The organism is Clostridium saccharobutylicum DSM 13864 (assembly GCF_000473995.1).
Classification (GTDB): Bacteria; Bacillota; Clostridia; order Clostridiales; family Clostridiaceae; genus Clostridium; species Clostridium saccharobutylicum.
In genome coordinates this window covers 24,622-41,263 of sequence record NC_022571.1, presented here as the reverse complement: position 1 = coordinate 41,263, position 16,642 = coordinate 24,622, and the positions used below count along the sequence as shown (strand labels likewise).

Genomic DNA, 16,642 nt, shown 5'->3' with positions numbered 1-16,642 from the left:
ATATAATTAATAAAGGGATATATCTTTAAAATGATATATCCCTTTATTTATAGAATAAAAAATTCTTTATAACTTTATTTATTGTATTTTAAGTGTAATAATTCATGAGCTTTTCCTTGTCCTGGAGCTCCCATATAATCATAGTACATATTTAATAATGCTGTATTTTTATGTGATTTTCTCTTCTCTAAATTTTTATCTTGGTTATATAAAACAGATGCTCTTACAGTTCTAACATCTACTTTTTCTCTTTCCTTTGCACTTACGTGTGGTTGTCCTCCACCATTTACACATCCGCCTGGGCAAGCCATTACTTCAATAAAATGATAGTTCTTTTCAAGGATTTTACCGCTATTCATGAATTCAGCTAAGTTTGCTGCACCATTAATTACAGCTACGTTATAATTTTCTCCACCAATTTCTACTGTAGCCTCTTTTATTCCTTGTAATCCTCTTATTTGTGTATATTCTATATCAGTTAAATCTTTATCTTCAACGAAATCCTTAGCAGTTCTAAGTGCTGCTTCCATAACTCCACCTGTAGCTCCGAATATAACTCCAGCCCCAGTGTATTCTCCCATTGCTGGATCAGCTTGTTCGTCTTCTAAATTAGCAAAATTAATCTTTGCATCTTTAATCATTTTTGCTAATTCTCTTGTAGTAAGTACTGCATCTATATTTTTAATTCCCTCATTATACATTTCTTCTCTATCAGCCTCAAATTTCTTTGCTGTACAAGGCATTATTGTAACAGTAAATACATCTTTAGCACTTATACCTGATATTTGAGGATAGTATGTTTTGCTTGCTGCACCAAATATTTGTTGTGGTGATTTAGCTGATGATAAGTTTTCTAAAAATTCTGGGTAATAATTTTCCACTTGTCTAACCCATGCCGGACAACATGAAGTAAACATTGGGAATGGTCCATTATTTTTAACTCTTTCAATAAACTCTGTTGCTTCTTCCATTATTGTCATATCAGCCCCAAAGTTAATATCAAATACCTTATCAAATCCTAATGCTCTCATTGAAGCATATAATTTTCCAGTTACATCAACCCCATAGCCTAATTTAAATAACTCTCCCATAGAAGTTCTGATTGATGGTGCCATAGCAACTATTACATGCTTATTAGGATCTTCTAATGCTTCTTTAACTCTATCAACGTGTGTTTTTTCAGTTAAAGCTCCTACTGGACATGCTGCAACGCATTGTCCACATAATAAACAATTTGTATCATCAAAGCACTTTCCGCCTGTTGCTTGCACTATTCTTCCTGATTCACTCTTACAAATTGAAATAGCTCCTGTACCTGTCTTTGTTTTACATGCTGCTTCACATCTTCCGCATAGCACACACTTAGTTCTGTCTATTACAATTGATTTACTTCTAATATCTATGTATTGTGATTTGTCTTCAACCACAAAAGGCTTGTTAGCCTTAGCTTTTGTTTTTATAACTAACTTTAAAAATTCGCAATTTTCTCTTCTTGGACAAGGTCCACATTTAAATTCATGCTTATCAAGCAAAGTAGCAACTCTCATTTTAACTCTTTCTTGTACTTTTTCTGAGTTTGTTTTTACTACCATACCTTCTTCAACTTTTGTTATACATGCAAGTGCTAAGTTATTTTTTCCTTCTATTTCTACTGCACACACTCCACACTTTCCAACATTACCACACTCATTAAGATAGCATAAACTTGGTATATCTATCCCATTTGCTAGGGCAGCTTGTATAACTGTAGTATTTTCCTGTACTTGAATAGTTTTTTCATCAATTACTATGTTTATCATTAAATAAAATGCTCCTTCACATACAATTATTTTTTAATACGTTAATATTTTAACATACTTTTTATAACAAAATAAGTATATATTAATAACATTAATGTATAAATTAATAAAATAATTAATTTAGTTAATAAAAATCGACTTATTGCTAAATTTGTATCCCAAATCCTTTTAAAGTGAACTGCACTGTATTATTAATTATGTCATCTAAATTTATTTTTTCAGTATGGATTGATTTATATATGGCCGCTGAACATAATGCACCAAAAAATTCATATGCCATAAGTTCAGAATTACTCGATTCTATCTTACCTTCATCCATTGCAACTTGTATATTAGTTTGAATCTCGTTAATATACTTTCTTAGTTTTAAACGTAAATACTCTTGTCTTTGCTCATTTCCCCATAATTGACTCATTACAACTTTGAAAAAATCATTATATCCATAAAGAAAGCTTAATTGTAGTTTACATATTTTAATTAACTTTTCAATTGGTCCTATATTCATTTTTTGAACCTCACCAACTTCATTTTGAAGTATTTGAAGTCCTTCTTCTACTATAAAATTAAATATCTCCTCTTTACTTGTAAAATGATAATACAATGTTCCTTTTGCAAGTTTTGCATTTGAAGCTATATCATCCATAGTGGCACCCCTATATCCACATTCAGAAAATACTTTTATAGCTGATTTAAATATTAAACTTTTTGTTTTATTCACATTCTTCGCCCCATCTTGTTCTCATAGTTTCCTGTAATATTATATCATTTAGGTTGTTATGAATCTATACTTATATAGATATAATAATTGCTCCATTCCACTTAATAAATCTTATTTTTTGAATTTTATGATATATGTGATAAAATTAGGCTATATAGAAATAATATTAGTGTAGGTTACAACACTAATCATTAACATATATTTTTTCAAATTATAGTTGATAAGCTCCTTTGTTCAATATAATTTAGAATATATATATGCATTAAAATAAGAAATGGAGGATATTTGCCGTAACTGTAACATTATAAAACTTATGATTAGTTTATCTACATTATTTTATAAAGTTTTGGCAATTGTATTTATGATTCAAGTATATAATAGAACTACAAAATCTTATGAAGAAGAACTTATTGCAGGAAAAAAATATATAAAGTGGACTTACGAATCACCACTTGGTAAGAATGTAACTGAGCTTATTGCTAAAAGAAAATTCTTTTCTAAAATATATGGAATGTATTGTGATACAAAATTAAGTACTAATAAAATTCCTGATTTCGTAGAAGAATTTAATATTGATATGACCATGACAGAAAAGAAAATGGATGAATTCACTTCATTTAATGATTTTTTTATTAGAAAATTAATTCCTGAAGCTAGACCTATAAAAAAAGATGAAAATATATTAATTTCACCTGGAGATGGACGACTTACTGCATATGAAAATATTGACCTTAATAATATAGTGCAAATTAAAGGTTTAACGTATAGCTTAAAAGAATTAATTAATAACGAAAATATTGCTAATAAATATAAGAATGGTGTATGTCTTATTTTGAGATTATGTCCAACTGATTATCACAGATTTCACTTTATTGATTCAGGAATTCCATGTGAAAATCATGCAATTAAAGGACATTATTACTCAGTTAATCCAATAGCTTTAAATAGCATTCCGAAACTTTTTTGTGAAAATAAAAGAGAATGGTCGCTACTTAAATCTGATAACTTTGGAGATGTATTAAATATAGAGGTTGGTGCTACCTGTGTTGGTTCAATAATTCAAACTTACTCACCTAATACAAGAGTAAATAAAGGTGATGAAAAGGGATATTTTAAGTTCGGTGGATCAACTACGATATTATTTTTTGAAAAGAATCGTGTGAAAATAGATAAGGATATATTAGAACAATCTAATTCTGGTTTTGAATGCAAAGTCCAATTCGGAGAAAGCATTGGTGTTAAATTCTTATAACCCATAAAATTAATAAACCATGCTAAAATTACTTTTTAGTATGGTTTACCTTTTATTTAAATATACTATATAATATTTACAATAATTAAAATTATACTGTACATTAAAATAGATTAATATGTGAGTGGATTATGAAATTTTCTCAAATATTTATTATTCTTCTTAAAATGTTTTTAAATTTATTTATATCTCTATCTAGTATTACTAAATTAATACCCATTGCTTTAGCTCTATCATTTATACATTCTTTGCTTGGTAATTTTGTTGCAACCAATATTTTTCTAGCAACATTCCCCCCAAGTCTTTTACTATATACCTCTAATTCATTTAATGCATTTTCATCATATTTTTCACTATCCTTACATGATATACAAATAAGAACTGAATCTTTAACTGCTAAAACATCTAGCTCATTTTTAACCCTTTGTTCACATTCCTTCCATAAGAATACTACACCACTTTTCACTTCATCAATCTCTGTAATTTCTCTAACAACCATATTAGTTAACACTTCTAACCAAGTTCCACTCTTAAAAATAAATCCTTTTAAATAATCATTTAAAAAATTAACCTCTATTTCTCTATCTTTATTTTTGTAATTAATATCTTTTAATTTCTCTAAATACTTTAATGAGGCATGCAGAATATTAATTTCTTCATTTGTTAAGTCTTTTAGATTAATATTAATCTTTCTGGGATTTGAATAATCGTGTAAAAAAACTTTATTATCATATAATTTTTGTTTATATTTATGCCATAAATCTAAATTATTATAAATCTGTTTAGTCAAACTTATTATATCTTTTTTCTCACTTAATGATGTAGAATCAACTAGTAAATTTGTTCCTGTCAACTTTAACATGTCTTCTAAATGAATATCATAAAATTCATTTTTATCTTTATTTATATGTTGGCCAAAACTATACCATTGTTTATTTAAAACATCTACGTATATGATATTAAAACCTTGTAATACTGCTTGATTTAATAAAATTAATGCATTAATTCTTTTTCCACCAGTAACATTGATTATTGTATTATCTTTAGATAAATTACTTAATATAAAATCTATTCTTTCAATATCCCCCTCATCTACCAAATAATCTTTAAATTCTATATCAGAAAACTTATATTTTTCATATCTCTCGATTTCTTTATATATACTTTCTGTTTCACTGTTTCTTATATAAATAACTCTATTAGGTCTTAATTTATCTATCGCTAACAAACTACCTTCATTATGCGTATCAAAAAAATTAACAAGGGTCTCCGTTTTCATAATTAGCACCATTCCCATTAATTAAATATAGTAATTTATATTTTAATTTGTTCATACTATTATTAATTTAACCTATAAGTAATTTTATATTCATCGTCTTTGCGTACTACTTTTTTTATATTCATAATAATTTATCTAAATTATTATTTTTATTGTTTTTTGATTATATACATAACCATAACGCAATCATTGGTAAAAAAATCTGTATTGTATTTCTCCTTAATATAAATTAGGGCTACAGAACAACTAATTCTTAGTTACTCTGTAGCCCCTATACTGAATTTTTAAAATTTGGGAAAGCATTTTTAATTTATTTAAATACAATTCATTAATATTTAATCACATTTTTGAATTGAATATTATATCATTATCAACTGTTTGAATTATCTAATCCAAGCTCCATTAGAACCTAAAGTATATCCACCAACAGTTGTATCATGTAACATAGCACCTGATCCATTAGCATAGTACCAATTTCCTGCTGTATCTTGGAACCAGCCTGTCTTCATTGAACCTAATGGGCCACCTGAAACTGGATCTAAATAATACCATGTTCCACTTAATTGAATCCAACCAGTCTTGATTGCACCAGTTTCTGATAAGTAATACCAATTACCACCATTTAGTAACCAACCGTTTGCCATCATAGCACCATTTTCATTCATGAAGTACCAAAGACCACTAGTAGGACTTTGTATCCAATTATTCTTTACTTGAGTTCCATCTTGTGTATAGTAAGACCATGATCCATCAGTAGTATTTTGAACCCAGCCTACTTTTTTAGTATCTGTATTTGTATCAGTTTTAGTATCATCTGCTTTGTTCTTTGAACCAATTACTGAATAAACTTCATCATCATCGTCACTCCAAACAACCATGTTGTTTTTGTCATAAACTGATAATTTAATCATAGATCCATCAACTTTGTAAACTTTGTTCCAGTCTTCATCGTTGTCCCATTCATAAACGAATCCATTATTTAGCATCCATAGGTTTCCATCAACATCTGTATCAAAGTATTTTGTATCATCGTCACAAACACTGTTTACATCAGTATAATAGTATGAACTCTTAGTCTTTAATTCTATAGTTGCAGCTAAATTTTCGCTATATGCAATTATCTTTCCGTTAGCTACAGTATATTTAGTACCGCTGTTAGGATCAACTAATTTAGCTTTATCTCCATCATATTTCTTAGCATCTTCATTTGAAATTATATAAGTTGTTACATTTTTAGCATATTTCGCTCCATCTGCTTCATCAGAAGCTTGAGCTTTTGAAATCTTTTGAATTACATTTAAGGCTACTGTTTTATCATCACCAGCTGCTTCAACTGCAGAACCAGTAGTAACTTTAACACCATTTACCTTCTCTATTTTAGTAGTCTTGTTAGTAATTTCTATAGTTGCTGTTCTGTATATATAATCCTTATCTTGTCCAATTACAACTGGAGACTTAACTGTTGCTTTTGTATCATCATCATTGATTAAATCATCTGTATCTGTGTTCTTTAAAGTAACTGATTTGCCACCTGCTTCAACTTTAACTTTTCCTATATTGTAATCTGCATCAATATATTTTCCATTTGCATCAGTATATACATTATATGCATCTACTCCTGCATCTGTAGTTGACTTTGGAGTATATTGAACTTGATACCAAGTTTCACCATACTTTTGTCCTGGTATTACTTGCATATCAGAATCACTTTTAGTTTTTTCTGCAGAAGCCTTTGAATATCTTCCATCATTATCAGCTTTTATTCTCTTCTTAAGATTTGCTGCAGCATCATCCGCATCATTTTCTACCATATTATCATCTGTAACTTTTCCAGTTGATAAATCTACAAAGTTATCTTCGCCTGAAATATCAAGATATTTTCCATTATGAATTCCATCAAAATCATCACCTGAATTAAGATCTGATAATTTATTATATTTACCATCTTTTAAATAATATATTTCTTCTTCATCATTATTTTTAACGTCTCCATCAATAACTGCAATTCCATCCTTGTAAGCTTGTGCATTATATACCTTACCATCTTGAGATTCTATTCTCTTATAATCAGCAGCATAAGCTGGAACCATTGAAGCAACAGAAGCCGCAACCACTAATAAACTTGTTATTTTTGTTGATCTTTTAAACATAATATTTCTTTCCTCCAATTTTTCTAATCTATCATTAATTAGCATTGCATTTGCATATAAAACCACTTGATTTCTTTTTAAATAAGTTATTATGTACTTATGCAATACTATTAATCAACTTATTGCATTTATGTTTTCGCTATATAATACAAACAACTTGTATTATTTCGGTACTTTTTTAAATAATTTGATATTATTCAACTAAATTACATAACATACACATTATTATATAAATTCATTTTTAAGGTTATAACTTTATAAGATTTTAATTTTTCATCTAAATATGCAATCCATATAAATTTATTAATAACCTATGATTTATATTACTTAATTTATAATTTTAAAATCCACTGCGGAATTATATGTTTTAAAATTAATATTCTAGAAGTATAATTCTTAAATGTTAATTTTAATTTTCTAATACCAATTTGTGCTATAATAACAGTATAAACCTTAAAGTAACTTTAAGGTCAATTTATATTGATTAATATTTTATACATATTGGGAGTGATTTTTTATGAAAAGAAAAAATTATATAAAAGAAATTTCAGATGTTTTTCAAATTCCACCTTCTTCATTACGTTATTGGGAAAATGAATCTCTCATTAAGTTTCCAAGAAATTCAAAAAATAATTACCGATTTCTCTCTTTTCAAACTATGATTGATATTTGTGATATTATATTTTATCGTGATCTTTCTATTCCACTAAAAGAAATTAAATTAATCCCATGCATGGATATTGATGAATTAGATTCTACTCTAAATAAAAATAAAGAAAGGCTTACTAAAGAATTCCACAAAATAAAAAAAACTATTGAAAAAATTGAGTCTAAAGAAATAATTATCGAAAAAGTTAAATATTTAGAATCTAATCCTTCTTATATAGAAAAACAAATTCTCTCCCCTATTAAACTTTTCGATGATTCTATGAGCCATGAAAATAAAGAATTAATACAACTATATCTTTCCAATCCCAATGAATTTGCAATAGTTATTGATTCCAAAACATCAGCTACTCATTATGGTTATTTTACTTCTGAAACTGATAAAGGTGTTTTTAGACAAAAAGATAGATGTGAAAAAACATATTTAAAAGGATTATTAAAAGTTGAATATGATAATATGATCAACAATAATCATAATGAATTAATATCTAATGCAAATTCATTAGGATATAAGACAGGCCTTATCATGGGAAGGTATCTAATTACTGCTTGTGAGGATAAAAGATATGATTACTATGAAGTTTGGATAGAATTACTTTAATTGAATTATTCTATAACAAAAAATTATAGAAGCAAGCTGTACACAACTTTTAATAAATTAATTCACAAACAATAACTTTCCATAAATGTTAACTATCTTAAACATAAAAAAGGCTTAATCCCTATAGATTAAGCCTTTCTCTTTATTAAATTGGCAGAGCGTGAAGGAATCGAACCCTCAATGTACCGTCCGTAGCGGTAAGTTATATCCGTTTAACTAACACTCCATATTCATTTTTTACAACATAAATATATTATCACAAGCTAATATAATAATCAAGTTTATAATTATTTGTAATATTAATTTTTCACTTTAAGATTGCCCATATTTTAACATCTTATAATTAATACATCATTATTATTACGTTTTTCTATATAATAAGCATAACTTTGTAATCTGGTGACTAAAAATAACTTTACGAATATCTAAAAAAATATGGTTCCATATTGAAAATTAATCATATCCGTTGTTAATAGCAATCAATATAAAAGCCAATTTAATTTGTATAATATTTATTGCCGTTATATAATCCTATAATTATTAATACATTCATATTGAAAGTTGCTTAATTTAAACTAACCATTAAACAATAAAAAATTTATTATTAAAAAATTTTAATTCTTATATTTACATAATAAATAGTATAGCAACTTTCAATTTACATCTTCACTGTTGAACATTTAAAACTTAACAAAAATATATTATTTCTAATATATTTATTGTAAATTTTTTAATTCATCCTATAAATATATGTCTGAAAATTCAATTTCTAACAGTTCAACTTGATTTTTAGTCTTTAAATACCTATTCTTCTTATTCACTTCTTCACTTAATAATTTAATAGGTAATCTAACAATAAATTCTGAACCTTTGTTTTCTTCACTCTTAAGTTCTATCTTTCCTTGATGCGCTTCTGTTAAATATCTTACTAAATCTAATCCTATTCCGCTCCCTGAATGTTCGTTTTTTTTGTTTTTAGAAGATTGAACAAATCTATCAAAAATATTACTTTGTTCTTCTTTAGGTATTCCAATACCTTCATCTTTTACAGATATAGTTAACTGACTTTTATTTTTCCAAGCATTAATATAAACATTGCTTCCTTGAGGTGAAAATTTTATAGCATTTGAAATTAAATTCATAACTATTCTATCAATAGCTTCTGAATCTACTGCCATTACACATTCTTCAACATTAGTATCAAATATTAATGCTATCTCTTTTTGCTTAGCATACTTATCCATAGACGATATATTCCATTCTATCAAATTAATTATATCTAAGTTTTCCATTTTTAATTCATAATGTTTTCTTTCTAATTTTGTAGTATCTATAAGATTATCTATAAGTTTTAATATTTTATACCCATTTCTTTTTATAATATCTATGTGCTCACATGCTTTTTTATCTTTATTTATATAATCATCCTTATAACATTGTAAAACACTCAAAATAACATTTAATGGTGATCTTAAATCATGAGAAATATTCAAGATAAAATCCTCCTGAGCTTTTTTGCATTCATATAATTTAACAATTTCAGTAATTAATTCTTCTTTGGATAATTTAGAAAGTTCTACTCTACTTAATATTTCATCATCTTTTGTTTGATTATCCTTTAAAGTATTAGCAAAAACCATTTATATATCCCCTCTCATTAATTATTTACTTTTTTTTCCATACGCCTTTATTATATAATAACATATTGATTCTTTTGTAACAACTGTCCCCAAAACTCGATATTGATTCTTTTATAGATTTACTACAACATTAGCTTAGAGTACTTTTTAATAATCTTATTCCAAAAGGAAACATTAAAAGCGCCACTATAATAACTAATTATAAAAAATTAATTATTTATATTTTCATAATAAAGAGAGCTTATACTAAAGTATTATTCTTTAATATAAGCTCTTTTCTCTTCTATTTATGTTATTATTATAACTTTCCATTATTTATGTTTTCTATTATTTCTGCTTTTATATACTTTAATATCAATATAACATAAGTTAAAGTTCCTAATACAAATGTTACATCAAAATTTACAGTTGGATTAACTATTTGTAATATAGTTTGTATTATCAATGGTAAAGTTGCAGCATATAAAGTCAATGAATATAAGGCATTGTATTTAACTACCATCCTCATAAATATAGTTAATATTGATGCAAATGCTACAACTATTAAACAATTAAGTAATGTATTGAATATTGTGAATCCTATACTAATCATACTTGAAGCTATTACAAACATAATATCTAAATTTTTAACCGCAGTTTTTAAAATTGTACTGTCTATAATTTTATCTCCAAACAAATTAATATAACTCATTTTATACTTATTTATATAGTTATTAACTATAATTCCATCCCTTAAAACTAAAATGCTAACATCCTCATTTATTACAATACTTTTTAAATCACTTTCATCTGCCATATTCTTGCTATTATCAATGTATATTATAGTATTATCTTGCTCAAATTTAATTGGAGCCTCATTGATATTTAAATTTCCATTTTCTATAAAAAACTTATATTTTTCACTTTGTAACTGTTCACTTATTTGCGTGATATCACTATTAAATCTATATCCTGATGCTATCCCTTTAATTCCACCTAAAATTAAACTAAGCAATACACCATATATAATTGCTCTTAATAATCCCTCTTTCGCATATTTTGAAAAAACTTTTATGTCATAAATAGAAGTTATAAACTTCTTAAAAAAGTTAGTTTTAATATTCATACTTTCCTCCAATAATATTCTTTGGTTAAATACCCCATATTAAATATATTAACATATATTTCAATTACTTAAAATATCAAGGTTTATTATTTGCTTTTATTGTTAATATTATAAATAAAAGTAATAATTAATACTTTTAAATACATTTTAATGTTAACTTAAGTGTATTTTTGTTATATTAATTATTTAATTAGGAGGTACATTTTGAAATTGTATAAAAACTTATATCATAATAAATTAAAATATAAAAAAAAGTTTAAAATAACCTTATTAGTATTCTTATTTCTTATAACCTTAACATTAAGTGCAATTTATGAAGCTTATAGGTATACTAAACTAATAAACGAATTTAAAACTGATTTTGACAATTATAAGTTCTCAGAAGCTAACAACTTACTATTAACTAAACAAATATCTAATCCGTTCAAATCATATATGCTTATGAATGATCTACATAAATACTTTAATGCTAAAACAAATACAATATCTGATAATATTAATAATAAAAGTATTTCTTCAGAAAATGCATTAACACAATTAAAAGAAATAGCCCGCTATGACATCATTCCCCACGAAGATTTACTTAATATTTCAGAGTCAATTGATTTAAATCAAGATTCTAATAATAATTTTAATAATGGTATTACAGCATTTAACAATGGCCAATACGCTCAAGCAATTTCTGCTTTTAAAAAAGTTTCTTCACTAGATTTAAATTATGAAGATTCATTAAAATACTTAGGAGATTCAAAAGATAAGCTTAAACAAGATTTACTAGATCGTTGTGATGATTTAGCTAGCAATGATTATTATACTCAAGCATTATCTCTAATTTCAAATAACAGTGATATTCTTGGAGATGATTCTGATATTCAAGAAAAGATAGCAACAATTAAGGAACAACAGCAAGAATACTTGAATAAAGCTTCTGCTGCATCTGAAGCTTCATCTCGTGCTTTAACAACTGCTATTTCTCAAAATAACATCAATACTTTAAATATAGAAAGTACTACTTCTTATTTTATTGATGTAGATTTAAAAAATCAAAAAACATATATATATAAAGGGACTGCTGATAACTGGCAATTAATAAAAAGCTTTCCTTGTTCTACTGGAATAACTGGTGAAGATACTCCAACAGGCTCTTTTTCTATTAAAGAAAAGGGAGATTGGTTTTTCTCGGATAAATATAAGCAAGGCGGAAAGTACTGGACACAAATTACTGGTGATATATTATTTCATTCCTCTCCGTTTGCTAAAGATAAGACCACTATAGTAGATTATACATTAAATAAACCATCTTCTCATGGATGCATTAGACTTTCTATTGATGATGCAAAATGGATATATACAAATATCCCAAAAGGAAGTAAAGTTATAATCAAATAATTATTTTCGAGTCCATCAAGATTTTTGTATAAACTTCAAAAAATAATATGTTTATTTAATAAGGGTAGAGGTGGAATTAAAACATCCAACCTTAACTTATAAATTATTGAATATTATTACATTAACTTAATATCTAAAAATAAACTGAAAAATAGCATAAATACTAAGATTAAATTTTAAATTATAAGTATTTATGCTATTTAATATTTAGTTGCATTAATATAGTTTTATGTATATTGAAAATTTAATACGCACTAATATATTTTATAACTGAATTTCTTCTTCCAGATAAAATGAATATAGATATTTTTTCTTAACTTTTTTACCAGTCATTTTTACTATAGCATCGCTATAGTAATCAATTTGTTTTTTATATTTCTCTTTAAATTCATTTTCCTTTCCCTTTTCTATATAATCTGTTTTATAGTCTAAAAGAATTATTTCTTTTCTATATTCAAAAAAGCAATCTATAATTCCTTGTAATCTAACTGTTTCATCATTATATCTCTTATCTAAATCATTATTTATTTCTAAACTACTTATTTCAGTATAAAATGGAATCTCTCTATATACCTTTTCACCCTTTTTATGCAACTCAATCATCATACTCCCTAAATTACACTTAAAAAAGTTTAATATTTTATATGGATTAATTGCTTTTACTTCTGCTTCAAGTAAAAATTCTCCTTCGTATAACTCCTTTAATTGATCTTTAATTTCATTTATAGTTGATACCCTATTTAAATCTAATTTCCTCATTACAAAATGAACTGCTGTTCCTCTCTCAGATGAGGTTAATCCCTTTTCTTCCTGAAGAAATTTTGGAGTAACCATAACTTTTTCCCTATACATTTCTTCAATTTCTAAATTTCTTTCTAAATTTCTTCTCTTTAAATCTGAAACTGAAATATTACTTTTAATAATAGTTGATTCCTTTAATGGATATTCATAACTCAATATCTCGTCTATGCTTTTTAATGTGCTTTCATTTAATGAATTATTATTTATTACATTCGATTCAAGCTTACCCTTTTCAGTTTCATCATTTAAATCATCCATATTAATTAAATCGGCTTTGTTCCACAGTTTAACTTCCCACCTAGATGCATCAACCTTCGATATTTCATTTGATTCTGAAATCTTTTCTCTTAATACAGCGCCATCATTATGCTGACATAAAGCCATTCCAATCCAATCTAAATATGATTTTCCTTTCATAACTTCCGATGGCAATATAAGATTATGCTCTAATGATGCTGAATTCATCCACTTCTCTATAATCTTGTCAATATTATTTACTGCTCCTGTTATAATCAACTTTTCTTTTGCCCTGGTATATGCAACATAAAGTATTCTCATTTCTTCTGATAATGTTTCAAGTTTTATTTTCTTTTTTATTGCCTCTTTAGCTAAAGTTCCAATACTAAATCTTTTATTTATATCTACAAAATCAGGTCCGATCCCTAATTCATCATGATATAAAATATTCTTATTTAAATCCATTAAATTAAATTGCTTTCCAGTTCCACATAAAAACACTACTGGAAACTCTAATCCCTTACTCTTATGAATACTCATAATTCTTACTACATCCTCATTTTCTCCCAATATTTTTGCACTTCCCATATCTCCTGAGGATTTTGTAAGCTTATTTATAAAACTTATAAAATTAAACAATCCTTTAAAACTAGTTTGCTCAAATTGTCTTGCTCTTTGAAATAGTATCTTTAAATTTGCTTGCCTCAACATTCCATTAGGCATAGCTCCAACATACCCATAATAGGCTGTATCCATATATAGATACCATATAAATTCATCAATTGCCATGTAAATTGATTTTTTTCTCCATTTATCAATGCATTGAAGTAAATATACACATTTATCTACAATCTCTTCAGAGTATAGATACCCATTCTCTTTGCTAGATTCATCTACTATATATTTAATATTTTCATAAAAATACTTTTCTTTATTCACTAGCCTAATATCACTTAACTCTTCTGCTGAAAAATTCATAATTGGTGATCTTAACAATGCTATCATTGGAATATCTTGCATTGGATTATCAATTACCTTTAAAAGTGATATTATAGTTCTAATCTCAATTGATTCGAAATATCCTGATCCCGTATCTGCGTATACGGGAATTCCTTCTTTACCTAATTCCTCTAATAAGTTTTCAGACCAATTCTTAGTTGCTCTTAAAAGAATTACTATATCTTTATATCTTAATGGTCTATATTCCCCTGTTTCCTTATCCAAAACTTTAAAAACTTTTTCTGCTTTTGATGACATTAATTCATTTATTCTTTTAGCAATGATTCTTCCTTCTAAATTAACAGCCTCAATTTCTTCTTGTTCATCTTCAATATCCTCTTCAATATTTTTACCATTCTTATCTACTATATTAACTTCTATTGCTCCACCAAGAGTTATATTGTCATCATCAAACTCTTTATAATTCGCACCTAAATTTAAAGCTTCATCATCTGTATATTCCAACTCCCCAACAGTTTGAGACATAACTTCCTTAAAAATGTAATTAACTCCATCAATAATTTCTTTTCTACTTCTAAAATTTTTGTATAATTGAATTTTTCTATTAATGCCTATATTAGTTTGGTAATTGTTGTATTTCTCTATAAACAATTCTGGTTTAGCCTGCCTAAACCTATATATACTTTGCTTAACATCTCCAACCATAAACACATTAGGAATGTCTGAATCTCTTCTAGATACTAAACCAATTATAGTTTCTTGAACACTATTAGAATCCTGATATTCATCTACGAGTACTTCATCAAAATAATTTTTAAAGTTTTCTGCAACTTTAGATGGTATTAAATTCTTATTTTCATCATATTCAATTAATATCTTTAAACATAAGTGTTCTAAATCATTAAAATCTAAAATATTTCTTTCTTTTTTCTTTTTACTAAATCTTTCGCCAAATTCTAATACAATTTCTGATAACTTTTTTATATAAGGATATGATCCCTGAATGTTAATCAACATGTCATCAGGCGTTACTGAAAATATATTGTTTACTAAAGATGATATTCTCTTTTTTATATCATCCCTTATATTCTTTACAAGATTTTGTGCATTCTGATCTGAAACTTTATCCTTCTTTATAGGTTTAAGCTTACCAAAATTTATAGATAATATTCCAATATACATCTTTTCTAGTCCATTATTAATATTCTCGTAAATACTTTTTATCTGAGATAATTCACTTATAAAACTATCTAAATAAGGCTCAAGACCATCTGTGCTATTAATAATTTCAATTGCCTTTTCCATAGAGTTAATATATCCTTGAATTTCAACACTAACACTTTCATTTAACACCTTAACCCATTTACTATTATTCAATTCCTCTAATGTTTTTATATTAAATTCCTCTGCACTATCAATAAGCCATCGTTCTGGCCATGGTCCTGACATTGTAAAATCATATAAATCTAAAACTAAATCTTTTAAATTGTCATCATTTTTATAATTTCCAAAAACCTCAACTAAATTTATGAAATCAGCATCATCTTCATCATATTTATCTTCAAAAAGTTCCTCAATTACTTCTGCCTTTATTAACGTCCCCTCTGTTTGATCTCCTATCCTAAAAGAAGGATCCAAGTCAATCTTATGAAAATTACTTTTAATTACATCTAAACAGAATGAATGCATAGTTGTAATATTAGCTCTATTTAATAAAGTTAATTGTTTTTGAAGATTTTTAGAATTTGGATTCTTATCTAATTCCTTAGATATAGCTATTGCTATCCTCTCTCTCATTTCTGCTGCTGCTGCATTTGTAAAGGTAACAACTAATAATTTATCTATATCTACTGGAGCTTCTTCATTTGTGATAATTCTTATAATTCTTTCTACCAAAACAGCAGTTTTACCAGATCCTGCAGCTGCTGCAACTAACAAATTACAATTTCTTGTTTCAATTGCACTTAACTGTTCATCAGTCCATTTTGTTTCACCCATATTTTTCTCCTATCTGTAATTAAACTTCTCTAATCAGATTTTAGTAA

10 protein-coding genes and 1 tRNA gene are annotated in these 16,642 nt (G+C 26.5%); 3 read left to right on the top strand and 8 right to left on the bottom strand.

Annotated features, from left to right (window positions below):
• Positions 1-74: 74 nt before the first annotated feature.
• Both CLSA_RS00170 and CLSA_RS00165 read right to left on the bottom strand, forming a co-directional pair.
• Positions 75-1,799: a ferredoxin hydrogenase gene (locus CLSA_RS00170; RefSeq protein WP_022743406.1), complete on the bottom strand. Its 1,725-nt coding sequence runs from the start codon at positions 1,797-1,799 to the stop codon at positions 75-77.
• Positions 1,800-1,944: 145 nt separating this feature from the next.
• Complete coding sequence (locus CLSA_RS00165) at positions 1,945-2,517, bottom strand: TetR/AcrR family transcriptional regulator (RefSeq protein WP_022743405.1); 573 nt, start codon at positions 2,515-2,517, stop codon at positions 1,945-1,947.
• A gap of 361 nt (positions 2,518-2,878) precedes the next feature.
• Between CLSA_RS00165 and CLSA_RS00160 the strand changes: the two genes are divergently transcribed.
• A complete protein-coding gene (locus CLSA_RS00160) occupies positions 2,879-3,769 on the top strand; it encodes a phosphatidylserine decarboxylase (RefSeq protein ID WP_041716416.1) in 891 nt (296 codons plus the stop codon).
• A gap of 142 nt (positions 3,770-3,911) precedes the next feature.
• Here the strand turns inward: CLSA_RS00160 and CLSA_RS00155 are convergent, their stop codons facing one another.
• Positions 3,912-5,048 (bottom strand): Card1-like endonuclease domain-containing protein, encoded by a 1,137-nt coding sequence (locus CLSA_RS00155; RefSeq protein ID WP_022743403.1) that lies wholly within the window; start codon positions 5,046-5,048, stop codon positions 3,912-3,914.
• 383 nt (positions 5,049-5,431) lie between these two features.
• On the bottom strand, positions 5,432-7,198 hold the full coding sequence (locus CLSA_RS00150; RefSeq protein WP_022743402.1) for an N-acetylmuramoyl-L-alanine amidase family protein: 1,767 nt from the start codon (positions 7,196-7,198) through the stop codon (positions 5,432-5,434).
• A gap of 517 nt (positions 7,199-7,715) precedes the next feature.
• Here CLSA_RS00150 and CLSA_RS00145 point away from each other — a divergent pair.
• Positions 7,716-8,465, top strand: a complete 750-nt coding sequence (locus CLSA_RS00145) for a helix-turn-helix domain-containing protein (RefSeq protein WP_022743401.1) — start codon at positions 7,716-7,718, stop codon at positions 8,463-8,465.
• Between the two features lie 151 nt (positions 8,466-8,616).
• Here CLSA_RS00145 and CLSA_RS00140 read toward each other — a convergent pair.
• The 3 genes from CLSA_RS00140 to CLSA_RS00130 all read right to left on the bottom strand — a co-directional run bounded on the left by CLSA_RS00140 (position 8,617) and on the right by CLSA_RS00130 (position 11,210).
• Positions 8,617-8,691: transfer RNA gene (locus CLSA_RS00140), tRNA-Arg, on the bottom strand.
• Between the two features lie 514 nt (positions 8,692-9,205).
• Positions 9,206-10,105: a sensor histidine kinase gene (locus CLSA_RS00135; RefSeq protein ID WP_022743400.1), complete on the bottom strand. Its 900-nt coding sequence runs from the start codon at positions 10,103-10,105 to the stop codon at positions 9,206-9,208.
• A gap of 298 nt (positions 10,106-10,403) precedes the next feature.
• Positions 10,404-11,210: a DUF1189 domain-containing protein gene (locus tag CLSA_RS00130; RefSeq protein WP_022743399.1), complete on the bottom strand. Its 807-nt coding sequence runs from the start codon at positions 11,208-11,210 to the stop codon at positions 10,404-10,406.
• A 204-nt stretch (positions 11,211-11,414) separates the two neighbouring features.
• Here CLSA_RS00130 and CLSA_RS00125 point away from each other — a divergent pair, with 204 nt between their 5' ends.
• Complete coding sequence (locus CLSA_RS00125) at positions 11,415-12,599, top strand: L,D-transpeptidase (protein ID WP_022743398.1); 1,185 nt, start codon at positions 11,415-11,417, stop codon at positions 12,597-12,599.
• 264 nt (positions 12,600-12,863) lie between these two features.
• Here CLSA_RS00125 and addA read toward each other — a convergent pair whose 3' ends face one another.
• Positions 12,864-16,595, bottom strand: coding sequence for a helicase-exonuclease AddAB subunit AddA (gene addA / locus CLSA_RS00120; RefSeq protein ID WP_022743397.1), 3,732 nt, complete (start codon positions 16,593-16,595; stop codon positions 12,864-12,866).
• Between the last annotated feature and the right edge of the window lie 47 nt (positions 16,596-16,642).